This window comes from Citrobacter sp. wls619, from assembly GCF_005281345.1.
Taxonomy (GTDB): domain Bacteria; phylum Pseudomonadota; class Gammaproteobacteria; order Enterobacterales; family Enterobacteriaceae; genus Citrobacter.
In genome coordinates this window covers 23,950-49,987 of the sequence record NZ_SZXJ01000027.1, presented here as the reverse complement: position 1 = coordinate 49,987, position 26,038 = coordinate 23,950, and the positions used below count along the sequence as shown (strand labels likewise).

The 26,038-nt window shown below is 50.8% G+C and carries 30 protein-coding genes and 2 tRNA genes; 11 read left to right on the top strand and 21 right to left on the bottom strand.

The features are described 5' to 3' along the window. The first annotated feature begins 81 nt into the window (after window positions 1-81). Complete coding sequence (locus tag FDX19_RS02975; RefSeq protein WP_137381542.1) at window positions 82-1,503, top strand: MFS transporter; 1,422 nt, start codon at window positions 82-84, stop codon at window positions 1,501-1,503. 33 nt (window positions 1,504-1,536) lie between these two features. Here FDX19_RS02975 and FDX19_RS02970 read toward each other — a convergent pair whose 3' ends face one another. Then, window positions 1,537-2,175 carry an RpiB/LacA/LacB family sugar-phosphate isomerase gene (locus FDX19_RS02970; RefSeq protein ID WP_137381541.1) on the bottom strand — a complete coding sequence of 213 codons (639 nt, stop codon included), beginning with the start codon at window positions 2,173-2,175 and terminating at the stop codon, window positions 1,537-1,539. A gap of 269 nt (window positions 2,176-2,444) precedes the next feature. On the opposite strand from FDX19_RS02970, the gene yecR reads away from it, so the two are divergent. Together yecR and ftnA are read left to right on the top strand one after the other, a co-directional pair. Then, entirely contained in the window at window positions 2,445-2,780 is a 336-nt protein-coding gene (gene yecR / locus FDX19_RS02965; RefSeq protein ID WP_137381540.1) for a YecR family lipoprotein, read from the top strand. 192 nt (window positions 2,781-2,972) lie between these two features. Next, complete coding sequence (gene ftnA / locus FDX19_RS02960; RefSeq protein ID WP_005127719.1) at window positions 2,973-3,470, top strand: non-heme ferritin; 498 nt, start codon at window positions 2,973-2,975, stop codon at window positions 3,468-3,470. A gap of 45 nt (window positions 3,471-3,515) precedes the next feature. Here the strand turns inward: ftnA and FDX19_RS02955 are convergent, their stop codons facing one another. Continuing rightward, entirely contained in the window at window positions 3,516-3,755 is a 240-nt protein-coding gene (locus tag FDX19_RS02955; RefSeq protein WP_005127720.1) for a YecH family metal-binding protein, read from the bottom strand. A gap of 233 nt (window positions 3,756-3,988) precedes the next feature. On the opposite strand from FDX19_RS02955, the gene tyrP reads away from it, so the two are divergent. Beyond that, window positions 3,989-5,200, top strand: coding sequence for a tyrosine transporter TyrP (gene tyrP / locus FDX19_RS02950; protein ID WP_005127721.1), 1,212 nt, complete (start codon window positions 3,989-3,991; stop codon window positions 5,198-5,200). An 81-nt stretch (window positions 5,201-5,281) separates the two neighbouring features. Here tyrP and FDX19_RS02945 read toward each other — a convergent pair whose 3' ends face one another. The 5 genes from FDX19_RS02945 to FDX19_RS02920 all read right to left on the bottom strand — a co-directional run bounded on the left by FDX19_RS02945 (window position 5,282) and on the right by FDX19_RS02920 (window position 8,938). Continuing rightward, window positions 5,282-5,947, bottom strand: a complete 666-nt coding sequence (locus FDX19_RS02945) for a YecA family protein (RefSeq protein WP_137381539.1) — start codon at window positions 5,945-5,947, stop codon at window positions 5,282-5,284. 207 nt (window positions 5,948-6,154) lie between these two features. Further along, window positions 6,155-6,436, bottom strand: coding sequence for a heavy-metal-associated domain-containing protein (locus FDX19_RS02940; protein WP_048211334.1), 282 nt, complete (start codon window positions 6,434-6,436; stop codon window positions 6,155-6,157). Further along, the gene (locus tag FDX19_RS02935; RefSeq protein WP_137381538.1) at window positions 6,433-6,789 is read right to left on the bottom strand and encodes a mercuric transporter MerT family protein; all 357 of its coding nucleotides are present in this window, start codon (window positions 6,787-6,789) and stop codon (window positions 6,433-6,435) included. Before FDX19_RS02935 ends, FDX19_RS02940 begins: the two co-directional genes overlap by 4 nt. Further along, the gene (locus tag FDX19_RS02930) at window positions 6,767-7,909 is read right to left on the bottom strand and encodes a transglutaminase-like domain-containing protein (protein WP_137381537.1); all 1,143 of its coding nucleotides are present in this window, start codon (window positions 7,907-7,909) and stop codon (window positions 6,767-6,769) included. The genes FDX19_RS02935 and FDX19_RS02930 overlap by 23 nt, the downstream gene beginning before the upstream one ends. A 558-nt stretch (window positions 7,910-8,467) precedes the next feature. After that, window positions 8,468-8,938: an SRPBCC family protein gene (locus tag FDX19_RS02920; RefSeq protein ID WP_137381536.1), complete on the bottom strand. Its 471-nt coding sequence runs from the start codon at window positions 8,936-8,938 to the stop codon at window positions 8,468-8,470. Between the two features lie 217 nt (window positions 8,939-9,155). Here FDX19_RS02920 and FDX19_RS02915 point away from each other — a divergent pair, with 217 nt between their 5' ends. After that, entirely contained in the window at window positions 9,156-9,500 is a 345-nt protein-coding gene (locus FDX19_RS02915) for a hypothetical protein (protein ID WP_137381535.1), read from the top strand. 168 nt (window positions 9,501-9,668) lie between these two features. Here the strand turns inward: FDX19_RS02915 and FDX19_RS02910 are convergent. The 5 genes from FDX19_RS02910 to uvrY all read right to left on the bottom strand — a co-directional run bounded on the left by FDX19_RS02910 (window position 9,669) and on the right by uvrY (window position 13,158). Then, window positions 9,669-9,755, bottom strand: a tRNA-Leu gene (locus tag FDX19_RS02910). 12 nt (window positions 9,756-9,767) lie between these two features. Continuing rightward, a tRNA-Cys gene (locus FDX19_RS02905) sits at window positions 9,768-9,841 on the bottom strand. Between the two features lie 227 nt (window positions 9,842-10,068). Further along, a complete protein-coding gene (gene pgsA / locus FDX19_RS02900) occupies window positions 10,069-10,617 on the bottom strand; it encodes a CDP-diacylglycerol--glycerol-3-phosphate 3-phosphatidyltransferase (RefSeq protein WP_003030490.1) in 549 nt (182 codons plus the stop codon). 55 nt (window positions 10,618-10,672) lie between these two features. Then, window positions 10,673-12,505, bottom strand: coding sequence for an excinuclease ABC subunit UvrC (gene uvrC, locus FDX19_RS02895; RefSeq protein WP_137381534.1), 1,833 nt, complete (start codon window positions 12,503-12,505; stop codon window positions 10,673-10,675). Next, window positions 12,502-13,158 (bottom strand): UvrY/SirA/GacA family response regulator transcription factor, encoded by a 657-nt coding sequence (uvrY, locus tag FDX19_RS02890; RefSeq protein ID WP_137381533.1) that lies wholly within the window; start codon window positions 13,156-13,158, stop codon window positions 12,502-12,504. Before uvrY ends, uvrC begins: the two co-directional genes overlap by 4 nt. A gap of 350 nt (window positions 13,159-13,508) precedes the next feature. Between uvrY and FDX19_RS02885 the strand changes: the two genes are divergently transcribed. Together FDX19_RS02885 and FDX19_RS02880 are read left to right on the top strand one after the other, a co-directional pair. Beyond that, window positions 13,509-13,622: a hypothetical protein gene (locus tag FDX19_RS02885; RefSeq protein ID WP_137378369.1), complete on the top strand. Its 114-nt coding sequence runs from the start codon at window positions 13,509-13,511 to the stop codon at window positions 13,620-13,622. Beyond that, window positions 13,619-13,843, top strand: coding sequence for a DUF2594 family protein (locus FDX19_RS02880; protein ID WP_005127733.1), 225 nt, complete (start codon window positions 13,619-13,621; stop codon window positions 13,841-13,843). The genes FDX19_RS02885 and FDX19_RS02880 overlap by 4 nt, the downstream gene beginning before the upstream one ends. A 66-nt stretch (window positions 13,844-13,909) precedes the next feature. On the opposite strand, the gene sdiA is transcribed toward FDX19_RS02880, so the two are convergent. The 8 genes from sdiA to FDX19_RS02840 form a co-directional block, all read right to left on the bottom strand. Then, on the bottom strand, window positions 13,910-14,632 hold the full coding sequence (sdiA, locus tag FDX19_RS02875; RefSeq protein ID WP_137381532.1) for a transcriptional regulator SdiA: 723 nt from the start codon (window positions 14,630-14,632) through the stop codon (window positions 13,910-13,912). Between the two features lie 231 nt (window positions 14,633-14,863). Further along, window positions 14,864-15,616 carry an L-cystine ABC transporter ATP-binding protein TcyN gene (tcyN, locus tag FDX19_RS02870; RefSeq protein ID WP_137381531.1) on the bottom strand — a complete coding sequence of 251 codons (753 nt, stop codon included), beginning with the start codon at window positions 15,614-15,616 and terminating at the stop codon, window positions 14,864-14,866. After that, window positions 15,613-16,281, bottom strand: coding sequence for a cystine ABC transporter permease (gene tcyL, locus FDX19_RS02865; RefSeq protein WP_048211320.1), 669 nt, complete (start codon window positions 16,279-16,281; stop codon window positions 15,613-15,615). The genes tcyN and tcyL overlap by 4 nt, the downstream gene beginning before the upstream one ends. Before the next feature lie 21 nt (window positions 16,282-16,302). After that, entirely contained in the window at window positions 16,303-17,289 is a 987-nt protein-coding gene (dcyD, locus tag FDX19_RS02860) for a D-cysteine desulfhydrase (protein WP_137381530.1), read from the bottom strand. A gap of 155 nt (window positions 17,290-17,444) precedes the next feature. Then, window positions 17,445-18,245: a cystine ABC transporter substrate-binding protein gene (gene tcyJ / locus FDX19_RS02855; RefSeq protein WP_119174357.1), complete on the bottom strand. Its 801-nt coding sequence runs from the start codon at window positions 18,243-18,245 to the stop codon at window positions 17,445-17,447. Between the two features lie 214 nt (window positions 18,246-18,459). Beyond that, entirely contained in the window at window positions 18,460-19,011 is a 552-nt protein-coding gene (gene fliZ / locus FDX19_RS02850) for a flagella biosynthesis regulatory protein FliZ (RefSeq protein ID WP_040232441.1), read from the bottom strand. A 57-nt stretch (window positions 19,012-19,068) separates the two neighbouring features. Further along, window positions 19,069-19,788 carry an RNA polymerase sigma factor FliA gene (gene fliA / locus FDX19_RS02845; protein WP_005127740.1) on the bottom strand — a complete coding sequence of 240 codons (720 nt, stop codon included), beginning with the start codon at window positions 19,786-19,788 and terminating at the stop codon, window positions 19,069-19,071. Between the two features lie 162 nt (window positions 19,789-19,950). Beyond that, window positions 19,951-21,441 (bottom strand): FliC/FljB family flagellin, encoded by a 1,491-nt coding sequence (locus FDX19_RS02840; protein WP_137381529.1) that lies wholly within the window; start codon window positions 21,439-21,441, stop codon window positions 19,951-19,953. Between the two features lie 254 nt (window positions 21,442-21,695). Here FDX19_RS02840 and fliD point away from each other — a divergent pair, with 254 nt between their 5' ends. The 4 genes from fliD to amyA all read left to right on the top strand — a co-directional run bounded on the left by fliD (window position 21,696) and on the right by amyA (window position 25,449). Then, complete coding sequence (fliD, locus tag FDX19_RS02835; RefSeq protein WP_137381528.1) at window positions 21,696-23,099, top strand: flagellar filament capping protein FliD; 1,404 nt, start codon at window positions 21,696-21,698, stop codon at window positions 23,097-23,099. 15 nt (window positions 23,100-23,114) lie between these two features. Beyond that, the gene (gene fliS / locus FDX19_RS02830; RefSeq protein ID WP_005127744.1) at window positions 23,115-23,522 is read left to right on the top strand and encodes a flagellar export chaperone FliS; all 408 of its coding nucleotides are present in this window, start codon (window positions 23,115-23,117) and stop codon (window positions 23,520-23,522) included. Continuing rightward, window positions 23,522-23,893: a flagella biosynthesis regulatory protein FliT gene (gene fliT / locus FDX19_RS02825; RefSeq protein WP_005127745.1), complete on the top strand. Its 372-nt coding sequence runs from the start codon at window positions 23,522-23,524 to the stop codon at window positions 23,891-23,893. The genes fliS and fliT overlap by 1 nt, the downstream gene beginning before the upstream one ends. Before the next feature lie 68 nt (window positions 23,894-23,961). Further along, on the top strand, window positions 23,962-25,449 hold the full coding sequence (gene amyA, locus FDX19_RS02820; protein ID WP_137381527.1) for an alpha-amylase: 1,488 nt from the start codon (window positions 23,962-23,964) through the stop codon (window positions 25,447-25,449). A 40-nt stretch (window positions 25,450-25,489) separates the two neighbouring features. Here the strand turns inward: amyA and yedD are convergent, their stop codons facing one another. Next, on the bottom strand, window positions 25,490-25,903 hold the full coding sequence (yedD, locus tag FDX19_RS02815) for a lipoprotein YedD (RefSeq protein WP_137381860.1): 414 nt from the start codon (window positions 25,901-25,903) through the stop codon (window positions 25,490-25,492). Window positions 25,904-26,038 lie beyond the last annotated feature (135 nt).

Genomic DNA, 26,038 nt, shown 5'->3' with positions numbered 1-26,038 from the left:
ACGGTAGCGGTGCAAGCAGTACAACCGCGCTGAAAATAAAAAACAGACCCAGTTAATTTCGTTTGAGATGGCAAGCACAACATGAGTGAACATTTAGCGGTTGAGAATAAACGGGGTCTTTCTCCGGCTGCACTACTGGTCGCCGGGGCCTTCTTTATGGAGTTCATCGATGGCACGGTGATTGCGACGGCCCTGCCCGATATGGCAAAAAGTTTCGGCGTGCAGGCCGTTGATCTGAACATCGGCATCAGTGCTTATCTGATTACGCTGGCGGTTCTCATCCCTGCCAGTGGCTGGATTGCCGATCGTTTTGGTGCCCGAAAAGTGTTTACCCTGGCACTGGCGATCTTTACCTTCGCCTCAGTCTTATGCGGACTCGCCACCAGCATTGAAGGCTTTGTGGCAATGCGCATTTTACAGGGTGTCGGGGGGGCACTGATGGTACCGGTCGGCCGCCTCGCCGTTCTGCGTACCACGCCTAAACATCAGTTGATCACCGCGATCGCCACCCTGACCTGGCCTGCCTTAGTGGCCCCGATTATTGGCCCCCCCTTGGGCGGATTTATTACCAGTTATGCCAACTGGCGCTGGATCTTCTTTATTAATGTGCCGCTGGGGTTGCTGGCGATAGCGCTGGCGCTGCGTTTTATCCCGGATATTCATGATGACGAACGTCGCCCATTCGATTTTCCCGGCTTTATTGCCACATCGGTCGCGATGGTCAGTCTGGTATATGCGATGGAACTGCTGGGAACCCAACAGCCGCAGGGCTGGTTAACCGTGGGACTTCTGGCACTTGGAATAGCCACCTTCCTGTATGCCTTGTGCCATTTTCGCCAATCCGCGTGGCCGATGATTCGTCTGGATGCCATGCGCGTGCCTACATTTCGTGTCACGATGTACGGAGGCTCGCTGTTTCGTGCCTCTATCAGCGCGGTACCCTTTCTGTTGCCACTGATGTTTCAGGTTGGATTTGGCATGAATGCTTTTCATGCCGGTTCACTGGTATTGGCCGTGTTTGTTGGCAACCTGACGATTAAACCCGCGACTACGCCGTTAATACGCTGGTTAGGCTTTAAAAAGCTGCTGCTGATAAACGGCGCGCTTAATGTGCTGGCGCTATTGGCCTGTGCGCTGATCACGCCGCAAACCCCCGTATGGGTAATTTTACTGGTGCTGTATCTGGGCGGCGTTTTTCGCTCAATTCAGTTTACCGGTGTCAGCACGTTGGCATTTGCGGATGTTCCTGCATCGCAGATGAGCTATGCCAATACGCTGTTTAGTACCGCGACGCAACTGGCTGTTGGATTGGGGATTTCGTTGGCGGCTATCGGGATCCGTATCGGGGATCAAGTGAGTGAATGGTTGTCTCTGGGAGCGATACCCGGCATCAGTTTCCGGCTGGCATTCGTCGCTATCGCCATAATTTGCCTGATAGGAATGGTTGATACCCTGCGGCTTACCCGCGATGCGGGAAGCGCAGTGTCAAATAAGCGTCGATAAGCCCGATAGTTCACGCCATCGGGCCAACCGGGTTTAGCCAAACACTTCACGGACAAAGGCTTCAATCGCTTTGTCCTGGCAGTTTTCAAAGAAACACTGCTGGAAACGTGGACCTGAAACGGCGGTTTTCACCAGCTCAGGATCGATAGCGCGCAGGGTATCAAGATAATTTTCTTTTACTACTGCCGCTTTTACCTGGTTCAAAATCCCCGCATTACGCACCTGCGGGTCTTTGCGCTCCGGCGGATAACCTTCACCATTACGACCGGTAAACGCTTTTTCAAACATATACCGGACGTTCAGTTCAGCCCCCCAGCCAAACCCTTTCGCAAAGGCCAGCGAGAGCGCATTACCGTTGTTGATCTGCGCAAACAGGAACGCATCCGCGGGATCAAGGCAGTAGCCGCACACCACGCCGGGGTGAATATTCAGTGACATCATGGCCCCCTGACCCGTACCGCAGCCCGTGACAACGAAATCAACCGCTTTTGAATTGAGCAGAATGCTGGCCATGATGCCCAGATGGATGTAAGTCAGATGGTGATCATTTTCGTCGCTCATCCCGACGTTGAACACAGGAAAACCTTTTTCATCCGCGACAGACTTAAGTTCATGGTGAATGATCGCGTTTTTGCTTGCCTGGCTGTTTTCCATCATCAATGCAATTTTCATTGTGTACTCTCCTGAATGCGCCGCGGGTGGCCCGCCGTAAGTCATGACATTTCAGTCACATTACTATTTAGCAAATCAGCTTTCAAATTTTATGAAATTAAGTTTCATAAAATATCGAGATGCTCACGGTTTTTACGCCAGCCTTCAGAATTGACTCATACACAGGGTGTCGTTGTGATTAATCGCAGGTGATCTTCTGGCTATTCAGGCCATTGATTAGCCGTGATGTATGTCAGGATAGCGTATCACCGATTTTTCAGAGCGATTTCATGAAGACCTTTATTCTTGCCCTCTTACCGCTCATGCTGACGGGATGCACTATCACTAAGCAGGCTCAGGTCAGCGAAGCCAGCAACATTACCGGCGTGGTTCGTCTGACTTACAACCAGGCCATGCTACAAACAGCACGTACCGACGACTATGTCGCCCAGGGTACGGCGACAAAAGCATGTCAGCGCATGGGTTATGCCAGTGCTGTCGGATTTGGCCAGCCGGTTGCGACCTGCAGCGTTTATGCCGGGTCTTTGTGTTTGAATACAAAAATCACGCAGTCCTGGCAGTGTCACGGTGTTGCCGTACCACAAAATTCCACTTTCCATTATTAATCATTCCGACCAGCACATCTGCTGGTCATCTATTCTATTTTTATTTATATCATCAATTTAATAGCGTTAATGCGTTTTATTCCCATTCGCATTTTTAATAAATAAATTTATTATTTTACCTTTTGCAAATAATTAAATAACAAATTATAGTGGCGCCACGTCAATATATAATAACGTTCGTGGAGCAGAACCATGCTGAAAACAGAAATGATCGACAAACTGAATGAGCAAATGAATCTTGAATTATATTCGTCCCTGCTCTACCAACAGATGAGTGCGTGGTGCAGCTATCACAGCTTCGAAGGTGCGGCCGCGTTTCTGCGTCGCCACGCCCAGGAAGAAATGACGCATATGCAGCGTCTGTTCGATTACCTGACGGATACCGGCAGCCTGCCGCGTATTAATACCGTTTCTTCACCGTTTGCAGAATATGCGTCCCTGGATGAACTGTTCCGTGTAACCTATGAGCACGAACAATTGATCACCCAGAAAATTAATGAACTGGCGCATGCGGCAATGACTCACCAGGATTATCCGACCTTTAATTTCCTGCAGTGGTATGTTGCTGAGCAGCATGAAGAAGAGAAATTATTTAAATCTGTCATCGATAAGTTATCGCTGGCCGGTAAAAGTGGCGAAGGTCTTTATTTCATCGATAAAGAACTGGCAACCCTTGATACACAGAATTAATGTTGTTGGGTAACGGTGGCAGTTTGCCACCGTTATTCGAGAATCTTAGTGGCGGCAGATCTTGCTTTCATGCGTAGAGAAGCCGTCTTCTTTGGCAATAAACTTCCCCTTCGCCGCTAAAAACGCGACCAGCTCGCCCGCCGTCATGCCTTCTGCTGAACAGGTGTGAAAACGTGCCTGCTCACCAAACCGCGCGGTAATCGCCGCCTCAAGGCTGGCATGTGAATACTGCTCACCAGATTCAATCATCATGTTGAGCACTTCGTGACCGTGAATAGATTCCATACTACCTCCTCAATAAAGTCCGTAGCCTAATGTGAACCGTACAACGCTGCTTTGCGCTAACGCAGGTTTATGCGGGCAGAGCGCAGATAAATGTCATTTTTAATACATCTTAAGCCCCAATATCTGTAAATATTAATATACAGCACTTGTAACGGTGATTTGACGAAAATAGCGTTATGCCTTAACCTGCGCCGCAGATATAACCGTTGATTATCTCTGGGACAGAGGAAAGCGTGAAAAACAGAACCCTGGGTAGTATTTTTATCGTGGCGGGAACCACGATTGGTGCCGGTATGTTGGCAATGCCGCTGGCGGCGGCAGGCGTGGGGTTTAGCGTCACGCTGGTGTTGTTGGTTGGATTATGGGCCCTGATGTGCTACACCGCGCTGTTGCTGCTTGAAGTGTACCAGCATGTACCGGCAGACACCGGGCTTGGCACGCTGGCAAAACGCTATCTTGGCCGATACGGGCAGTGGGTAACGGGCTTTAGCATGATGTTCTTGATGTATGCCCTGACCGCCGCCTACATCAGTGGTGCAGGCGAGCTATTGGCCTCCAGCATCAGCGACTGGACCGGAACCAGCATCTCGCCCACCACAGGCGTATTGCTGTTCACCTTTGTTGCCGGTGGCGTGGTGTGCGTCGGGACCTCACTGGTTGATTTGTTCAATCGTCTGTTGTTCAGCGCCAAAATCATCTTCCTGGTGGCAATGCTCGCGCTGTTGATGCCGCATATTCATAAGGTGAACCTGCTTACCCTGCCGCTTCAACAAGGCCTGGCGCTCTCCGCGATCCCGGTTATTTTTACCTCATTTGGTTTTCACGGTAGCGTACCCAGCATCGTCAGCTACATGAACGGCAACATCCGTAAACTGCGCTGGGTGTTTATCAGCGGTAGCGCCATCCCGTTAGTGGCCTATATTTTCTGGCAACTGGCCACGCTCGGTAGCATTAACTCGTCAACGTTTATGGGGCTCTTAGCCAATCACGCTGGCTTAAACGGTTTGTTACAGGCATTACGTGAAGTCGTGGCTTCGCCGCACGTCGAACTGGCCGTGCATCTGTTTGCCGACCTCGCACTGGCAACCTCTTTCCTCGGTGTCGCACTGGGGTTATTTGATTACCTGGCCGATCTCTTTCAGCGGCGTAATACTGTGGCCGGCAGGATGCAAACGGGCGTCGTGACGTTCCTGCCACCGCTGGCATTTGCTCTTTTCTATCCGCGAGGTTTTGTCATGGCGCTGGGATATGCAGGCGTTGCCCTGGCCGTTTTGGCTCTGTTGATCCCCTCCATGCTGGCCTGGCGGAGCAGAAAGCACAACCCGCAGGCAAACTACCGTGTAGTAGGTGGCACGCCAGCGCTGGCGCTGGTCTTTATTTGCGGCATCGTGGTGATAGCCGTGCAGTTTTCTATTGCCGCAGGGCTGCTGCCTGAAGTGGGTTAACGGAGATTTTGCCTGATGGTGCTTCGCTTATCAGGCCTACTTTTGACTCAGTAAAGTAAAAGGGGCTTACGCCCCTCTCTCTTAATGCAGGCAGCACTGTTTATATTTTTTACCACTGCCGCATGGACATGGGTCGTTGCGCCCCACTTTGGCATCAACTTTTACCGGAACGTTAACCGGTGCTTCCTGTGGATGCGCCATCCAGTAAGCGTGCAGATCCAGAGCCGCCAGACGAATGGCATCCACGCTCTCTTCAAATGCTTCTGGCGTCAGCTTCTCTACCACCTCGAAGTTTTCTTCTGTCCCGTGTAGCGCAATCGCATCGAGAGCGGGTTTCAGTGAATCAGGTAGCGTTGACCAATCCGACAACGCGACGCCTCGCATATAGCCAAAGCACCACTCTTCTACGATAGTCAGCTCATGCTCTTCAATTTCACGCAGGCCGAACAGCGGTTCAAACTGCTCCGGGAACTCATCCAGACGATCGGCCGTATCCGCCATATGCTGGAACGCAAGATTCATGAAACGCGCCATTTCTTTTTCGGAGGACCAGCGCGGAACATACTGTGCACCGCCCCAGATAGCGACCAGCCACTGCTCTGGCTCGATCTCATACGGTGAGCTGAGCACCGCCGTCAGTAAGCCATCCAGCTCTGACACATCCAGAATAGACTTGTCCGTATTGTACTTAGTCAGTACATCATCCAGCCATTCCAGTTCGCTCTCGTTTAGTGGTCCCGTTTTCATAACGCTTTTCCTTAGTAAAAATTCTTGCCTGTGATTATCTTACATGGCTGGTGGGATAACAGATCCAAATGGGCATGAGCAGCTTACAGGTACCGCCAATTCAGGTTAACAGGAAACGAGGGGAATTCCGGTAGTTAACGCACAAAAGGGAGCATCAGCCGCCGGGCATCATACGCGGAAAACAGAACAAAACCACCCTAAGGTGGTTTATTGTGGCTCAATACGGTTCAACGTTGCGGTATACCCCGTTTTCGCCACCGCGTTAAGGAGCGTATCGGTAGAAAATCCCTCCGGGACGATAGCCTCTGCCTGTCGGGTTTTAAGCGAAGATTTGGCTTTAATCACCCCATCCGTTTCTCGTAGCGCCTGATTGACAGAAATGACACAGAGCGAGCAGGTCATATTTTGGATATCCAGCACCACTTTCTGATTGGCGGCCTGAGTCCACAATGGCAGCAGCAAACATGCGATTAACGTAATAATCTTCACTCAAACACCTCATAAAACCAGGCCACGATCGTGGGGTAAAACAACACCGGCAGAATCAGCGCCAACGCACACCAGTAGAGAACGCGAGCTTGCTTCAGGGACAGCCATCCGGAACACCATAGTTTTTTAGAAAAGTAGAGCCGCCAGAAAACGCGCAACAATAGCCCTAAGGACAGCAACATCAGGGGAATGCGCAGAAACTCAAACTGAGTGAACACAGCGAAGCTCGCCGCCGAAATACCAAACAGCAGATACAGCAGTGGTCCGATGCAACATAAGCCAGCCGTGACGGCAGCCGCGGCGGCCGTCAGCAGGGTCAATCCCGCCCCTTTAGCGTTGTTCTGTTGCGACATAGCGGTAAGAGAACGCTTTCGGGTCATAGAAATTGATGGGGTCACCGTCCACTTCAGCATAAGGATAACCAAAGTTGTTCATCGCGCCCTGCTCTGTAGCCGGGTACAGTTCAAAGTCACGACCATAGTTGAAGCCAACCCAGTTCATTTCCCAGTTGCCAAACAGATAGGTATTCACCGCCTGGACGTCCGCATCCTGATGCGTTTTTTTCTCCGCCAGGCGCATTTTGGTCACATCGGCCGGATCGCACGGTAACCAGCCGTAACCCGCCAGGTAGAACTCCGCACGGCAGTGCTGCCCCCCGCTAACATCAGCAACACCTGCACTGTCGGCTTTACCAAATGCGCTTTTTGAGTAGCGCTCCAGCTTGTTTGCTTTCCCCAGACGAATCCCGAACAACTCACGTGCAGGAATACCGCTGGCTCGGGCCAGGGCGACAAAAACAGAGCTCATGTCGGTGCATTTTCCCTTGAGCTTCCCGCTTTTCAAAATCTCCGCTACATCCCCGGTTCCGCAGCCGATAACGTCATTATCACGCTCCATATGACTGCTCACCCACTCGTAAATCAGGCGAGCTTTTTTCAGCGGGTCTTGTTCATTACCGGTAATTTTACGCGCAGTTTCCAGGACCTGCCCATCAATCGGGGTGTGCGTTGTTGGCAGCAGATACGGTTTTGCATCCAGCGGATAAATAATCTGTTCCGGCGCTTGCCAGTTTTTTAACGCGTCATGCTGCAGCGGTTCCCAATCGGCTGTCTCAATGTCGAGATCAACCTTGATCAGCAGTTCTCCCTGCGAGTCGGGCCAACTGGCAAACAACGTTTTCGCGCCATAGACATTGTTGGTTGTGACGTACGCTTGTTTGTAATTGCCGCTAAAAGCAAGATTTGTCATTTGCTGGAATGCGGTATCGACCGGCAAAGGTATCCACAACTTCACGACGCCACTCGACCCCTTTGGTGGGTTGAGCTTATACGTTTGCGATAGCACAAAGCGCCGACGTGCCACCGGCACGGTTGCAGTCTCAGCAGCCTGGACCGTGCGGCTAACAATCGAAGGGCCGACTATACCGGCGGCGGAAAGGAGAACGCTATTTTTGAGAAATTGTCGACGTTGCATTGCTGTCTGTCCATGTTATGAGAGTTGAGCGACGGCTGAATAAAAAACCGCAGGCGATCATCACAGCAGACAGACGCTGACATAAAAAGGCGAGTCGATGGAGGTTATTCATCAATAACAGACCTGTTAACTGTGAATGAAATAAGAAACTACGTGGCCGCCATTAAGCCACTTACCGGCGCGAAAGTACAGTAATGGTGGCATGAAGATCCCTCATCCTTATTAAGGAAACACCGCCAAAAACCTGTCTATATTTAAATGCAGGTACCTCCGCAGCACCGACGTATTTCGAAGCAGCGCGTATTTACTCACTTCCCCCATTGCCGTAAAAGAATGTCCTGGTCGATGGTGGTATCGTGGCGAACGATCCAGCACTGTGTGCCTATTCCAAGGCGATTAAGGTTAGCAACGGCGGGATTTTTAACTTTCAGGGATAAAACGGCCCCTGAGAACAGGGGACGAAGAACCTATCCCAGCAAGCGTTATTGGCGCAAACAGTTTGAGCACTGCCAGCGGCGAAATGGCAAGCAAAATAGCCCTAATGGGATAGGCTCTGAATCAGAATATATACACATGGGTGCCAAGTTTACGGGCTAATCCTTTCGCCCCCTCGCGCATTACCGTATCGTGATTCCAGCGAAATACCGGCGCTGCCAGTGGGGCAAGTATATTCATCCAGCGAATCGTGGTTCGTACATTCCAGTCGTACCTGACAATAGTCTCCTTACCGATATCAATAAAAGACCATACCCCGCGCCCTTCAACCTCGCCGCTGGCAGCACCTTCAAGAAGAGAGTACTGCAAAATATTTAATACATTGATATCAAAGGTTAGACGATACGGAAGCACACCCTTCCAGGTGTAACGATGCAACGCTCCGACTCCCTGTATATCGCCTTTTTTAATCTCAACAACACGCTCAAGGCTTCTCCACCATTCTGGCCACTGATCCGGGTGGGAGAAAACATCCCAGACATCCTGCAGTGAAGCCTCAACCCGCCAGACTGTGGAAAACTGATAGTCAGCCATCGCCTTCTCTCCCCTATGGGGTGAAAAATCTGCGGCACCTGCCTGTGCTACGAACAGGCATAATCACCTGTGAGCTGTTTTTATTATAGTGCTTAATTACACGGCCAGGCCTCCCAGAATCACCGCCTCAGCAGCCAGAAAATGGTGGTTTGCCGCCCGGATAAGAGCGACATCAAACGCTATACTTTAATAGCCATATTATTTATGAGTATTTATCATGAAACTGCCACGGGTATTTTCATGCGCCGTCCTTGCGCTACTGCTGTTGGCGTCTTCATCTGTTGCAGCCGGCACATTGCAAAGTCAGGCTCAAAGAGAGCAAGAGTTGAGTGCTGCGTTAGCTGCCGGTAATGGCGTTATCGTGATTGGCGGAGCGGATGATTTTGCGTTTACGCTCAGAGCCCGTAACCGGATCCACAGACCCTTTGTGATTCAGGATGGCATTAACGATCCCCTCATAATGAGCGGTTTTCAGAACAACAACGATAACCCCGCCCGTGATGGGTTCATGAACAATCCGGCCCGGGGCGGGTTTAGGCTGAGCACGCCTATTCGCCGATAAACGAATGGGCTAAATCATGTTGGTGAATTGGGCGTTTTGGCGGTTTTGCTTTACAGGTGGGTATTGCGACGCAAGCTATAAGCTGTCAGTCCGTTTCAGGCACAAAAAAACCACCCGTAGGTGGTTTCACGACACTGCTTATTGCTTTGATTATTCTGTTCTTTCCCATGGTACCCGGAGTGGGACTTGAACCCACACAGCGCGAACGCCGAGGGATTTTAAATCCCTTGTGTCTACCGATTCCACCATCCGGGCTCGGGAAGAAATTGGAGGCGCGTTCCGGAGTCGAACCGGACTAGACGGATTTGCAATCCGCTACATAACCGCTTTGCTAACGCGCCGAAATCTTCTGGCTTTACAGCCAAACATCCGCAAATGCCGATGTTTTACGTGCTCTACCAACTGAGCTATTCCCGCATCACCAAGTAACTTTGTTAATCACTTGATTTTGTTATCGTCTGGCAATCAGTGCTGCCGTTCGATGCGTTGCATTCTACTTACCTGACGCAATGAGTCAACGATATTTTTCACCACTGACGATCGTTTGCTGAAATTTGCGTCGAAACGATCACTGATCAAGCAAATCTCCCCGTGCAGCGCTCAAATACTGGAACATTGACCATAAAGTCAGAATCGCGGCGACAAAGAAAAGTGCAATCCCGGCATACTCTACCCAGATATTTGGACGCCACAGCAGCCATGCCAGTGCCGCCATTTGCGATGTTGTTTTGACTTTACCGATCCACGACACCGCCACGCTGCTACGCTTGCCAAGTTCTGCCATCCATTCACGCAGCGCTGAAATGATAATTTCACGCGCGATCATCGTGGCGGCAGGCAATGTCACCCACCAGCTGTGGTAGTGCTCCGTCACCAGCACCATCGCGATAGCCACCAGGACCTTATCAGCCACCGGATCGAGGAACGCCCCGAAACGCGTGCTTTGGTTCCAACGGCGCGCCAGAAAACCGTCAAACCAGTCGGTAACGGCTGCGATACAGAAAATCAGCGCACAAACGAAGGGAGCCCAAGTGAATGGCAGATAAAACGCCAATACAAAGAATGGGATCAGAATGACGCGAAACAGCGTGAGCAATGTAGGGATATTAAATTGCATATGACGGATAACTATCTGTTGTCAGTGAAATTACCCCTATGTTGCTACAGAGGGCCTAATGTTTCAACGAGTAGAAGATCTTTTCTGCCAGAGCTTGCGAAATACCCGGCACTTTTGCAATTTCTTCGACACTGGCGTTACGAAGCCCTTGCAAACCCCCCATATATTTCAGCAACATTTGTCGGCGCTTAGGGCCAACGCCTTCGATGGTTTCCAGCGTGCTGGTGCTTTTCACCTTCGCCCGTTTTTTACGGTGTCCGCTGATGGCGTGATCGTGAGACTCATCGCGGATATGCTGAATCACGTGCAACGCAGGGGAGTCCGGCGGCAGGCTAAACCCCTCGCCTTCCGGTTCAAAAAACAGGGTTTCCAGGCCGGCTTTGCGATCTGCCCCTTTTGCCACACCCAGTAACAGAGGGTGCTGTTTATCCCAGGGCACGTCCAGTTCAGCAAAAACCGCTTTCGCCTGCCCTAGCTGGCCTTTACCGCCGTCGATCAAAATAACATCCGGGATCTTGCTTTCTTCTATTGCCTTACCGTAACGCCGGCGCAGTACCTGGTTCATCGCCGCGTAATCATCACCCGGCGTAATACCCGTAATGTTATAGCGGCGATACTCTGCGCGCAGCGGCCCGTTAGCGTCAAAAACTACGCAGGAGGCAACGGTCTGCTCGCCCATCGTGTGGCTAATGTCAAAACACTCCATGCGTTTTACCGCAGGCAGTTTCAGCACGGATGCCAGCGCCGTCAGACGTTGGGTAATCGTGGACTGCTGGGAAAGTTTGGTGGTTAACGCCGTAGCCGCATTGGTACGCGCCAGCTTCAAATATCGGGCGCGATCGCCTCGCGGTTTCGTCTGGACGTTAATCTTCCGCCCGGCCAGCTCAGACAAAGAGTCAGCCAACAGCGTCTTATCGCTAAGATTGAAATCAAGCAGGATCTCACCAGGCAAGGTTCGCACCTGGCTACCCTGTAAATAGAACTGCCCAACGAAGGTTTCAACCACCTCGCCCAGTTCCGTTCCCCCTGGTACTTTAGGAAAATAGCTGCGACTGCCTAACACTTTGCCCTGACGAATGAACAAGACGTGTACGCAGGCCATTCCGGCATCAAATGCCACGCCGATAACATCCAGATCGTCGCCAGTATTGGAAACAAACTGTTTTTCAGTAACGCGGCGAACTGCCTGAATTTGGTCGCGGATGCGCGCGGCCTCTTCAAACTCAAGGTTCTGGCTGGCCTTCTCCATCCGGGCGATCAGTTGCGTTAGCACCTGGTCGTCTTTGCCGGATAAAAACAGCCGTACATAGTCGACCTGCTGCGCGTACTCTTCTTCACTCACCAGACCGGCGACACATGGCCCAAGACAGCGGCCAATCTGATATTGCAAACACGGGCGCGAGCGGTTGCGATAAACGCTATTTTCGCATTGACGTATTGGGAAAATTTTCTGCAATAACGCCAGTGTTTCACGGACGGCGTAACCGTTAGGAAACGGTCCAAAGTATTCACCTTTAGCATGCTTCGCACCGCGATGCGTCGCCAGACGCGGATGGGTATCGCCACTGAGGAAAATAAAGGGATAGGATTTATCATCGCGCAGCAATACGTTATAGCGCGGTTGGTACAGCTTGATGTAATTGTGCTCAAGCAATAATGCTTCAGTTTCGGTGTGCGTCACCGTGACATCAATCTGCTGAATTTGTGCCACCAGCGCTTCGGTTTTACGCGACGCGAGGTTGCTGCGGAAATAGCTGGAGAGCCGTTTTTTCAGGTCTTTCGCTTTACCGACATAGATAACCGTCCCGGCGGTATCGTACATACGATAGACGCCAGGCTGGCTGGTCACAGTTTTCAGAAACGCTTTAGCATCGAACTGTTCGGTCACAGGCTTGTTAATGTCTCCGCATTACACAGGCCATGGCGAATTGCCAGGTGAGTCAGCTCCACATCGCCATGAATGTTTAATTTACTGAACATTCGATAGCGGTAGCTGTTCACTGTTTTGGGACTAAGATTCAGTTGTTCTGAGATCTCATTGACCTTCTGGCCTTTGGTGATCATCAGCATAATCTGCAATTCACGTTCAGACAAACTGGCAAACGGGGTTTCCGTTTTCTCTGGCTCAATCTGGCTAAGCGCCATTTGTTGAGCAATATCGGAAGCAATGTAGCGCTGTCCGGAAAAAACCGAACGAATCGCGCTCACGACTTCCTGAGGGGCGGCTCCCTTACTGAGATAGCCCGCGGCTCCCGCCTGCATAACTTTTGCCGGCAACGGGTTTTCGGTATGAACAGTCAACATGATCACTTTAATGTCAGCCGAGGAACGCGCAATTTTGCGGGTTGCCTCCAGACCGCCAATACCGGGCATATTCATGTCCATCAGCACAACGTCGACAGCGTTAGCGCGGCACCATTTGACCGCATCTTCGCCGCAGCACGCCTCGCCGACAACTTTAATGCCTTTTATATCTTCCAGAATGCGTCGTATCCCTGCGCGCACCAGTTCGTGGTCATCAACAAGAAAAACGTTGATCAAAGGAATATCTCCAGAATAGGGATAACGCTACCGATAGTTAATCGGTCCTATGTTAACGGGTTTTATCTCAACTTTGAAATCTAAAAAACACCCGACTTTCGATTTTGCTCTCGTTTTTGGAAATTAGATTGTACGAACTGTGGAAACTTTCACGGGTGAAGGGCGTTTGCCCGCACGTATATCTGCATAGCTGTTTCAGAATAGTGACAAAAAATTCATATTCTTACGTCGAATGCTAAATAGGAAGGTAAGCTTGTAACAATAATTAACGAGTAAAATACTCGGAATAAACAAAGAGTGGAGAAAATATATGCACTGCAACATCTTGTTTATTTTAATCTCATTGGGTTTTGTTTGCGCAAAAAACAACCTCAGATATTTTTAGCCGAGCTTATGGTATACTCCGCCGCCTTGACGTTTGCCATCGCACTTTTTCATTGAAACATAACGAGGAAAATAAATGAGTACGCCTGATTTTTCCACTGCTGAGAATAATCAAGAACTGGCTAATGAAGTCACCTGCCTGAAGGCCATGTTAACGCTGATGCTGCAGGCTATGGGACAAGCCGATGCAGGACGCGTGATTCTTAAAATGGAAAAACAGATCGCGCTAATTGAGGACGAAACACAGGCCGCGGTATTTACCAGCACTGTTAAACAAATTAAACAGGCCTATCGTCAGTGATAAGAAACCGGCTGACAGCGATGCTCTCAGCCGGTTTTGCGTCTGACACTCAGAACGACATTTTATTCAGATAAGCCCCGTTGCGGCAGCATAACAAGCAATCTGTGTTTTGTTTGGCGCGTTAAACTTCTTCTGCATATTCTTCTGATGAAAGTTAACGGTATTTTCAGAGATCGACAGAATCATTGCTATCTCGGAAGAGGTTTTCCCCTCAGCTGTCCATTTCAGAATCTCTTTTTCGCGCTTGCTAAAGCGCATCTCCGGCGCCATGACCATGTCATCTTCCAGCCGCATAAGTACTGACAGACTTTCTCGTACCAGCAGTTGCATCCTGAGCTCGACTTCATCCTGTGCAAAGCGGCCATTACGCAAACTCGCGCGTGACACGGACAAAAAGCCTAGTGCCCGGTTTGGCAACATTAAGCATTGCGTCATCCCCTTGCGCAGACCGTGATTACGCGCGGCGTCCCACAGCGGTTGTGCGTCACGGAACAGGGTATCATCCCACGGTAAGTGGCCCTGACTGAAGTTTTCGGGTTTCAGTACCGGATCGATAGCGAAATAATTTTCTGATTGATAATGTGCGACCCAGGCTTTGGGATACGTCGTATGAAGTACCGTTTTAGGTCGGGTAAAGGGTACGGGATGCCGGACACAGAGCGCATAAAAATCGAACTCTAAGTGCTGCGTCTGATGTTGTAATTCGTTATAGACATCCTCTGCCGCCGCCATTTCCTGAAAGCGTAACAGCATGCTCCGTCGCCAGGTGAAGAAATCATGATCCTGCATACTAAGTGGTAATGCCCCTGAGATTGATAATCATCCAAATGTATGAAACAAGCTAACACATAAATGTATTTTATATATGCAAATTATCGGACAAATAACAAATTACTTGAGTGTAACGTAACAGCCCACAATGCTGGCAGGATGAAGCAATAATAATAAAGCAGTAATTATAAATAGTTATGCAATAAACACTCACCAAAAAAACTATTTCGATGAGTGCTCTCTGACCTTTTATTGCATCAGGAACTTTTCAAGAAACTGACGGGTTCGCGGTTGCTGTGGATGCGTAAATAAGGATTTTGCCGGCCCCTGCTCCACTATCTTGCCCTGATCCATAAATATCGCCCGGTCAGCAACGTCACGCGCAAAACTCATTTCATGTGTCACAATGACCATGGTGCGTTTTTCCTGCGCCAGCTGACGAATAGTATTAAGCACTTCGCCAACCAGTTCCGGGTCCAGCGCGGAGGTCGGTTCATCAAAAAGAATCACTTCCGGACGCATAGCCAGCGCCCGGGCAATGGCGACACGCTGCTGCTGACCGCCGGATAACCGCCGTGGATAGCTACTCTCTTTACCCGCAAGCCCAACCTTTGCCAGAAGTTCACGCGCACGCGCTGTCGCCTCCGCCTTCGCTTCTCCCTTCACAATGACCGGACCTTCAATAATGTTTTCCAGTACGGTGCGATGTGGAAATAAATTAAAGTTCTGGAACACAAACCCCACATGCTGGCGCAACTGGCGAATCAGTCCTTTCTGCTGGCTTAAGGAGCGTGCGGTATCAATGGTAATGTCTCCGACCTTGATGGTGCCCGCCTCTGGTTGTTCCAGCAAATTAATACTGCGTAGCAGCGTGGTTTTGCCTGAACCGCTCGGCCCGATAATCGCCACGACTTCTCCAGGCTTAACGTCCAGATCAATGCCGTGCAGTACCGTTTGCCCGTGAAATTTTTTCACCAGGTTTCTGACTTCAATAGCACTCATTTCGGATCTCTCTCCTGGCGGTTGAGCTGTTCTTCAAAATAGTTCTGCAGCGCAGAAAGCACCGTCGCCATGACCCAGTAAATCAGCGAGGCCGCCAGATACATGGTAAACACCTCCAGCGTGCGTGAAGTAATCAGCTGCGCCTGGCGGAACAGTTCCGGTACCTGGATGGTCGCGGCCAGTGAGGTGTCTTTCACCAGACTGATAAAACTGTTGCTCAGCGGCGGCAATGCCACGCGTGCCGCCTGCGGGAGAATCGCCCTACGCATCGTCTGCCACGGCGTCATACCGATACTCGCCCCGGCTTCCCACTGCCCTTTATCAATGGAGGAGATGGCCGCACGCAGCGTTTCTGCCGCGTAAGCCGCGGTATTCAGCGACAGACCGATCATTGCAGCCGGGATCGGGTCCAGCTCAATCCCAAACTGCGGCAGACCATAGTAGATCATAAACAGCTGGGCAATTAACGGCGTACCGCGAAAGACCGAGATATAAAAGCGCGCCAGCCAGCGCACAGGCAACAGTGACGATAAACGCATTAGCGCCAGGATGAACCCCAGCACCAGGCCAAAAAACATCCCGCCGATACTCAGTTGGAGCGTAAATACCGCCCCTTTCAGCAGATACGGCAGCGAATCAATGACCAGTTGGATACTTTCTTGCATTCGTATTTTTCTACCTGGTTGTCATACATGGGGATGGTAGGCAAACAACGCAGGTGCCCCACCGGTATGAATAAAGAGGATTGGCCCTTCATCTTTAAAGCGTTTCTGGCTGATACCGTCAATCAGGCCTGCCATCGCTTTACCGGTATACACCGGGTCCAACAAGATGCCTTCCAGACGTGCCAACAGTTTTACCGCCTCCATGCCTTCTTCATTTGGCGTACCGTAACCCGGCGCAAAATAATCATCCCACAGTAAAATCTCTGCCGCCGCGGTCAGCTCCAGCTCACTGGCAATCGCCTGCTGCAACGCAACGACTTTTGGTTTTTGGTCAGCAACGCTGCGTGAAACGGTGACACCGATAAGCTCAACGTTCGGCATCAATTGTTCCAGCCCTACCGCCAGCCCGGCGTGCGTTCCTGCGCTGCCCGACGCTACCACGACGGATGACAGTTCTACGGCACCTTCACACTGCTGAGCAATTTCCAGTGCGCTTTCGACATAACCCAATGCGCCCAACGCGTTAGAACCGCCAACCGGGATCACATACGGGCGGAACCCCTGCGCTTCAATCCGCGTCGCCAGTTCCTGAAGCTGCGCATTTGGATCGGTCAGCGCATCACACATTTCAATCTGGGTATTGAACAGATCCAGCAGCAGGCGGTTACCGTTACTGAGATAATTTTCCGCGGTCGTGCCTATCGGGTTTTCCAACAGCGCCACACAGTGCAGCCCCAGCTTCGCCGCGACCGCCGCCGTCTGACGCACGTGGTTCGACTGAATAGCCCCTGCGGTGATCAGTGTGTCTGCGCCTTCACGCAGTGCGTCCGCCGCCAGAAATTCCAGTTTGCGCAGTTTATTGCCGCCCATCGCCATCGGCGTGACGTCATCGCGTTTAATAAAAATATCGCGGCCGAGATAATCAGAGAAACGCGGGAGATATTCGAGCGGCGTTGGCGCGCCAATAAATTCCAGACGGGGAAAGCGCGTTAAGTTATGCAGTGGCATAGAGCCTCCGGTGTTTACTCATCATCTTGTGGGCAGCAAGCAGCCCAAAAGCCTGAGAGTAGAAGTTGTTGTGATGTTCTTTTTATTATGCACGTTCAGGCGCAATGGAATAAAAAAAGGCGCTGTTAAAGGCGCCTTTTTTATCCGGATGATGATTATTTCGTCACATCCGCTCCAAACCATTTTTCGGACAGGGCTTTCAGCGTGCCGTCTTTTTGCATCTCGGCAATGGCTGCATCTACAGCTTTCAGCAGATCTTCATTGCCTTTACGCAGCGCCACACCAGATTCCTGGCGGGAGAAAGCTTCACCGGTCACGGCCAGGGTATCTTTGGTTTTCTTCACCAGATCCAACGCGGCCAGACGGTCAACCAGAATGGCATCGATACGGCCTACGCGCAGATCCTGATATTTGGTCGGGTCATCATCATAGGTACGGATATCTACGCCCTGCACGTTCTGGCGCAGCCACTCTTCGTAGTTGGTCCCCAGACCAACACCGACTTTTTTACCTTTCAGGTCCGCGGCGGTCTTAATCACGCCTTCGTTACCTTTCTTCACCAGCGCCTGGATACCAGAAACCGTATACGGGGTAGAGAAATCGTATTTCTTCTTACGTTCGTCAGAAATGGTTACCTGGTTTATCACCACATCGATACGTTTGGAATCTAACGACGCCAGCATACCGTCCCATTTGGTCGGCTTGAGCGAGGCTTTCACACCCAGATGTTTAGCCAGCTCCTCGGCAAATTCCACTTCAAAACCGGTCAGTTTGCCGTCGTCACCCTGGAAACTAAACGGGGGATAAGTCCCTTCCAGCCCCACCAGCAGCGTACCGCGCTCTTTCACTTTATTTAACAGACCTTCGTCCGCAAATGTTTTTGCGCTCATACCCGCGACAAGTGCAACAGCCATTACACCCATCAGCGCCTGACGTCCCAGAAGTGCTAATTTCATAGTTACCCCGAATATTGTCATTAGTGACTGCTATTTATCCACAAAATCATTCGAGTTGCATCAAGGCGGCAAGCGAGTAAGTCCCCAGGAGCTTACTAAAGTAAGTGACTGGGGCGCCAACGCAGAGACAGCTTGAAGGATAACGTGTGTATGAGCGTAGTGTAGAACGTTCGCCGTAATTCACAAACACGACTCTGTTACACCTTATTCGTTTTTAATATATATCAGAACTGGCTGTCCAGGCGGATTTCTGCATATGCCCCATATGCGTATGGGCTTTAAACTGCTCATACTTACGTAGCGCAATGCGGTAGTTATTGGTGCTGGTTTCTGGCAGCCACGGGGCGAGGTTTTCGTCGAGGAACCCTTCCTGCAGCAGGTCGTGAGAAATTTTTTGTTCGGTCAGATGATTGCCGAGACGACGCAGGCGAACAACATATTCGCGCACCGTACCGTGACTCATTTCGGTTTGCTCAAACAAAAATTGTTTAAAGCCGATGATGTCAAAGAAGTCGCTTTGCTCTTTGCAATGCAAATCACCGCAGAAACGGCATAACGCCACCCACTCTTTTTTCTCCTGTGCCCATTCAGCATCATCAAGCAACGTGTCCAGGCGGGAGATGGCTATCTTATTCACAATCTGTCCGCGGCGAACCAGCGTGATCCTGTCGAGCAACTTAAAGCAATGGGCGCAATGCGTCTGGCTGTGTTTGAAATCTTTGAGGTAGCGGCTTAGTGGCCGTCTTTTTGATTGCTGCACCGTCATGAGAACTCCTGGTAGTCAATACGTTATGCGGCATTGTTCAGGGGCAAAGATTACCCCTTATAGCTTACCCAGCTTGGTGCGTAGACGTTTGATAGCCTGGCTGTGCAACTGACTGACCCGTGATTCGCCGACTTCCAGAACAGCACCAATCTCTTTCAGATTCAGCTCTTCCTGATAGTACAGCGTCAATACCAGCTTCTCGCGCTCCGGCAATGCGTCGATCGCATCCATCACGCGCTGACGGAGGTTCCCCTCAAGAAGCTGTTGTAACGGGTTTTCTTGCTGATGCTCTTCTGTCACCAGCTCAATACTATCGCCATGCTCTTCCCGCCACTCGTCGTATGAGAAGAGTTGGCTGTTATTGGTATCAAGCAACATCTGACGATACTCTTGTACAGGGATCCCCAGACGCTCCGCCACTTCTGTTTCCGTCGCGTTGCGCCCTAATTCCTGCTCCAGTTGCCCCATCGCCTGTGCCACTTCGCGGGCATTACGCCGAACGCTACGCGGCACCCAGTCCCGGCTGCGTAGTTCATCCAGCATAGCCCCACGAATACGCTGCACTGCGTAAGTGGTAAATGCCGTTCCTTGCAAAGCGTCATATCGGTCAACTGCATTCAATAACCCGATGCCGCCCGCTTGTAGCAGGTCATCCAGTTCCACGCTCGCCGGCAAGCGCACCTGAAGGCGCAATGCTTCGTGACGCACCAACGGTACATAACGCTGCCACAGCGAGTGTTTATCCATTACACCTTCAGCGGTATACAGTGAATTCACGATAAACAGCCCTGCGTTAAATGAGTTATCGGCATGATTATCCGTTTCTGCAGGGGTTTTAATCGGGTGAATAGTGGGTGAAATGGGGGGTTATTTGGGGGTTACGGGTAAAGCAGAATGTAAAAAACCCCGCCGAAGCGGGGTTTGCGCGATAAGTGTAAATTAACGCAGCAGAGACAGGACGTTCTGCGTGGTCTGGTTTGCCTGCGCCAGAACAGAAGTACCCGCCTGTTGCAGAATGTTTGCGCGAGACATGTTGGACACTTCGGTCGCGTAGTCAGCATCTTCGATACGGCTACGGGCTTCAGACAGGTTGTTGACGGTGTTACCCAGGTTGGTGATGGTAGAGTTGAAACGGTTCTGTACCGCACCCAGGTCGGAACGCAGGTCAGCAACCTGAGCCAGCGCCGCGTCGATTTTCGCCAGCGGGCTTTCGGTTTTCTTGGCTGCCACTTCGTTCAGCGCTGCACCAGATTTGAAGTCGTGCCCTTTAACGCTGGACGCCAGGTACTGTTTGCCAGCAACAGTTGCCACTTCAGTTTTGCCGTTTACACCGCCGAATTGGACAGCTGCTTTCTGGCCCACGCCTTTGTCATCAGTGTAATCAACTGTTTTAGCTGTGACTTTACCTGTTTTATCGTCGTAATCTGCTGCATAGTAGTTTTCTCCCACTTTCAGGGCATAACCACCGTCGATTGCTTTCCCATTTTTGTCTTCAAAAGACATTTTTACCAGTGTAGTGTTAGCGCCTGTTGCAGTAGCGACACCACCTGTAACCAGTTGCCCTGCAGCCGCAGCGGTATCAACTGGTTTTGCAACCTGTACGTTGGCTACAACAGTCGTATCTGCTTTAGTAAGAGTCGTTTCTTTTTCACCAATAGTGATTGCACCAGCGCTTGTAACTGTCGCTTTATAAAGACCATCACCACTAGTACCACCTGTGGAACCAGTGATATCTACATAGTAATTTCCATCTTTAAACTGAATTGTGCCGGTACCACCTTTAGTTGCGGCTGCACCTGTTGCTGCTTCTAACTGTGAAGCACTCGGTGCTGTAATAGCCTGAGTTGGCGTTGCGTCTTGGTAACCCTTAGTTACAGCAGTTGCTTTAGTTGTATAAGCATCCTGCACGCTCAGGCTATCCAGCCCCAGGGTTTTGGAGTTGATTTCTTTCAGGTTGATATCGATGGTTTCGCCATCGTTAGCACCGACCTGGATGGTCAGGGTGTTGTCTTTCGCCAGTACTTTCACGCCGTTGAACTGGGTCTGGCCGGATACGCGGTCGATTTCGTTCAGACGCTGAGTGATTTCAGCCTGGATGGAGTCGAGGTCAGACTGGGAGTTGGTACCGGTAGAAGACTGAACCGCCAGCTCACGAACACGCTGCAGGTTGTTGTTGATTTCAGACAGAGAACCTTCAGTGGTCTGCGCGATGGAGATACCATCGTTGGCGTTACGGGACGCCTGAGTCAGACCTTTGATGTTAGAGGTGAAACGGTTTGCAATCGCCTGACCAGCAGCATCGTCTTTCGCGCTGTTGATACGCAGACCGGAAGACAGACGCTCGATAGCGGAGCTCAGAGAAGACTGAGATTTGTTCAGGTTATTCTGGGTCAACAGCGACAGGCTGTTTGTATTGATGACTTGTGCCATGATCTTTTCCTTATCAATTACAACTTGATGTTATTGGGCTGTTGCCCACGGTTTCTGACCGTAACCCATGTATCGGCACCTTAAATTCGAACTTTAGAAAATTTTCACTTTCCGCCCATTTTTTTTTAGCCCCGGAAATACCCGCTTTAATTACCACTATTCCGCGCATTATTTTTGCAAAACTATTATTAAACTTTGCGCGCAGATTGCCGATATAGCGGTTAACTACTGTTTGCAATCACAAGGAATTAGGCATGCCTTCATTTACATCACTGGGCGTTGGCTCGAACTTACCACTGGACACATTGCTGACAAACTTAACCACTGCTGAGAAAAAGCGTTTAACGCCGATTACCCAGCAGCAAAGTGCTAACACCTCGCGTCTGACCGCGTACGGTACGCTGAAAAGTGCATTAGAAAAATTTCAAACGGCGAATACCGCACTGAACAATGCCGATCTGTTTAAAAGCACCACGGCAAGTAGCAGCACAGAAGACTTAAAGGTCAGTACGACCGCCGGTGCTGCTCCCGGTAAATATACCGTCAGCGTGTCCAAACTGGCACAAGCACAGTCGCTATCAACCACGTCCAAAATTACCTCTACCAAAGAACAGTTGGGCGATACCAGTGTTGATGAACGCACCATAACGATTTCACAACCGGGTCGTAAAGAACCGCTGGAAATCAAGTTAGGCAAAGGCGAAACCTCTCTGGAGGATATTCGTGACGCCATTAACGATGCGGACAGCGGTATTTCGGCAAGTCTGGTGAAGGTTAAGGAAGACGATTATCAGTTGGTGTTAACCGCGGAAAGCGGCACTGAAAGCGAAATGACCATCTCCGTCTCGAATGATTCGAAACTGAGCGATTTACTGTCCTATGACAGCAAAGCGGGCAGCGGGAAAATGAAGCAACTGGTCGGTGCGCAAAATGCGCAGCTGACCGTCAACGGCATTGATATTGAACGTCAAAGCAATACCGTAACTGACGCACCGCAGGGCATCACGCTGCAACTGACCAAAGAAGTAAAAGATGCCTCTATCACGGTAACCAAAAGTGATGAAAAGGCCACAACGGCAATTAAAGCCTGGGTGGAAGCCTATAACTCACTGGTCGATACCTTTGGTACGCTGACTAAATATAAAGAAGTTGAACCAGGTGAAGCAGCCAGTGCCGATAACGGCGCGTTACTGGGCGACAGTGTTCTCCGTACCATTCAAAACGGTATTCGTGCGCCATTTGCTAACAGCGGCAGCGAGTCCCCGTTTAAAACCATGTCTGAGATTGGCATTACTCAGGATGGCGGCACTGGCAAGTTAAAAATTGATGAAGAAAAACTGGCTAAGGCACTGAAAGATAACACGGCAGCGACCCGTGAACTGTTGGTGGGTGACGGCAAAGAAACCGGTATTACCACCAAGATTGCCACCGAAGTAAAAAGCTATCTGGCCGATGACGGTATTATCGACAATGCGCAAGACAATATTAACGCCAACCTGAAACTGCTGACTAAGCAGTATCTGACCGTGAGTAATAGCATTGATGAAGTCGTGGCTCGCTATAAAGCACAGTTTACCCAACTCGATTCCATGATGAGTAAGCTGAACAGCACCAGTACCTATCTGGGCCAACAATTTTCAGCGATGAATAATTCCTGATAACACGAGGTAAGCATGTATACCGCGAGCGGTACCAAAGCCTATGCACAGGTCAGCGTGGAAAGCGCCGTGATGAGCGCCAACCCGCATCAGTTGATCGAAATGTTGTTTGATGGCGCACATAGCGCCCTGGTGCGCGCTCGTCTGTTTATGCAGCAAGGCGATATCGTTGCCAAAGGTGAAGCATTAAGCAAGGCAATCAATATCATCGATAATGGTCTGAAGGCGGGCCTGGACCACGAAAAAGGAGGAGAGATCGCTACCCATCTTTCTTCGTTGTACGACTATATGGTTCGCCGTTTATTGCACGCAAATCTGAATAATGATTGTCAGGCGATTGAAGAAGTCGAAGGGTTGCTCGGAAACATCGCGGATGCCTGGAAACAGATCTCACCAAACGCGTCGTCCCAGGAGTCCCGTTAATGACCTCAGCCGTGGAGTTTATCAACCGTTGGCAGCGCATTGCGCTGCTCAGTCACTCGCTGCTGGAACTGGCGCAGCGAGGTGAATGGGACCTTTTACTGGAACAGGAAGTTACCTATCTGCAAAGTATTGAAGTGGTCATGGAAGAACAAACTCCATCTGGCATTACGCGAAGCGTTCAGGATTTGATTGCCGGGTATATTAAACAGACGCTGGATAACGAACAGTTGCTCAAAGCATTACTGCAACAGCGTCTGGATGAACTCAGCACGCTGATCGGTCAGTCAACCCGCCAGAAGACGCTAAATAACGCCTACGGCCGGCTTTCCGGTATGTTGCTGGTTCCCGACGCCCCAACTGCCCCACAATAATTTCCCGTTACGTCTGAATAATCTTCCATACTCCAGAGGTCGGCCAAACGGCTTCTGGAGCACGGAAGATGAAAAATCCCACCTTATTGCAGTACTTCCACTGGTATTACCCTGATGGCGGCCAGCTCTGGCCGGAGCTCGCCGCACGCGCGGACGGACTAAACGATATCGGCATCAATATGGTATGGCTGCCTCCCGCCTATAAAGGTGCGTCCGGCGGGTACTCCGTTGGCTATGACTCCTACGATCTGTTTGATTTAGGCGAATTCGACCAGAAAGGCACTATTGCCACCAAATACGGCGATAAAAATCAGTTACTGGCGGCAATCGACGCGTTAAAGCACAACGATATTGCGGTACTGCTGGATGTGGTGGTCAACCATAAAATGGGCGCCGATGAGAAAGAACACATTCAGGTTCAGCGCGTCAACGCCGATGACCGCACGCAGATTGACGATGAGATCGTCGAATGCGAGGCCTGGACCCGCTATACCTTCCCCGCCCGTGCGGGTCAGTACTCTCAATTCATTTGGGACTACAAATGCTTCAGCGGCATCGATCATATTGAAAATCCCGCCGAGGACGGCATTTTTAAAATCGTTAATGATTATACCGGCGAAGGCTGGAACGATCAGGTCGATGACGAACTGGGCAACTTTGACTACCTGATGGGCGAAAATATCGATTTTCGCAATCATGCCGTGACCGAAGAGCTCAAATACTGGGCACGTTGGGTGATGGATCAAACCCATTGCGATGGTTTTCGTCTGGATGCCGTCAAACATATCCCGGCGTGGTTCTATAAAGAGTGGATCGAGCACGTCCAGGAAGTCGCCCCGAAGCCGCTGTTTATCGTGGCGGAATACTGGTCCCATGAGGTCGATAAACTGCAAACCTATATTAACCAGGTCGAGGGGAAAACCATGCTGTTTGATGCCCCTTTGCAAATGAAGTTTCACGAAGCGTCCCGCCAGGGGCGCGATTATGACATGAGCCAGATTTTCACCGATACGCTGGTGGAGGCCGATCCCTTTCATGCGGTGACGCTGGTTGCGAACCATGATACCCAGCCGTTACAGGCGCTGGAAGCCCCGGTCGAGGCATGGTTTAAGCCGCTGGCCTACGCACTGATCCTGCTGCGCGAAAACGGTGTGCCGTCAGTGTTCTACCCCGATCTCTACGGCGCACATTATGAAGATACTGGCGGTGATGGCGAAACCTACACCATCGATATGCCGATTATTGAACAACTTGATGACTTGATCCTGGCCCGCCAACGCTTCGCCCACGGCGTACAAACGCTCTATTTTGATCATCCAAACTGTATCGCCTTCAGTCGCAGCGGTACGGATGATGATCCCGGGTGCGTCGTCGTGCTGTCCAATGGCGATGACGGTGAAAAGAGCATCGCGCTTGGCGCAAATTACGGCAATAAAACCTGGCGTGATTATCTGGGGAATCGCCAAGAAAGCGTAGTGACCGATGAAAACGGCGTGGCGACGTTTTTCTGTGATGGCGGCAGCGTCAGCGTGTGGGTGATTGAAGACGTGTTGTAGCACTTAACCCCGGTGGCGACAGGCTACCGGGGTGCAACGCTTATGGCAGTGGTGTGGCTAACGGCGTTTTCTTTAACACCTCGGCACACTCCTGCGTCGGGCGTTCTACCCGTTGCAGCGTCATACCGTCATAATCCAGCGTATTGCCATCGCGATCGATTTCATACAGCTCGCGTTTCACCGTCACGTTGGTGAGGTCACCGGAGAGCATGGTCAATTTACCGGGGACGGCAATCACTCGCTGCCACTGACGGCAATCCAGCGTATCCCCCTCTTTGGTGACAATCAGACTGGCGATCGCTTCCGGACTCACCAGCGCGCGCTGCGGACCTTTCGACTGCCAGTAACCTGCCAGACCGGCAGGGGCTGGTGTTTTCACCACATCATTATAATTTTGTACCTCGGCGCAGCCGGCAAGCACCAACAATGCACCAACGATTGCTAATTTTTTCATCATTCATCCTGCATGCGAAGAAAAGGGGATTGTGGCATTAAAGCCCTGATGTCGCCAGCCTTTCGGCAGCCCGGAGAAAGATTGATCCAGACGGTGTTACCTCTTATTACTCATAGTCAAAAATTCTGACAGGTG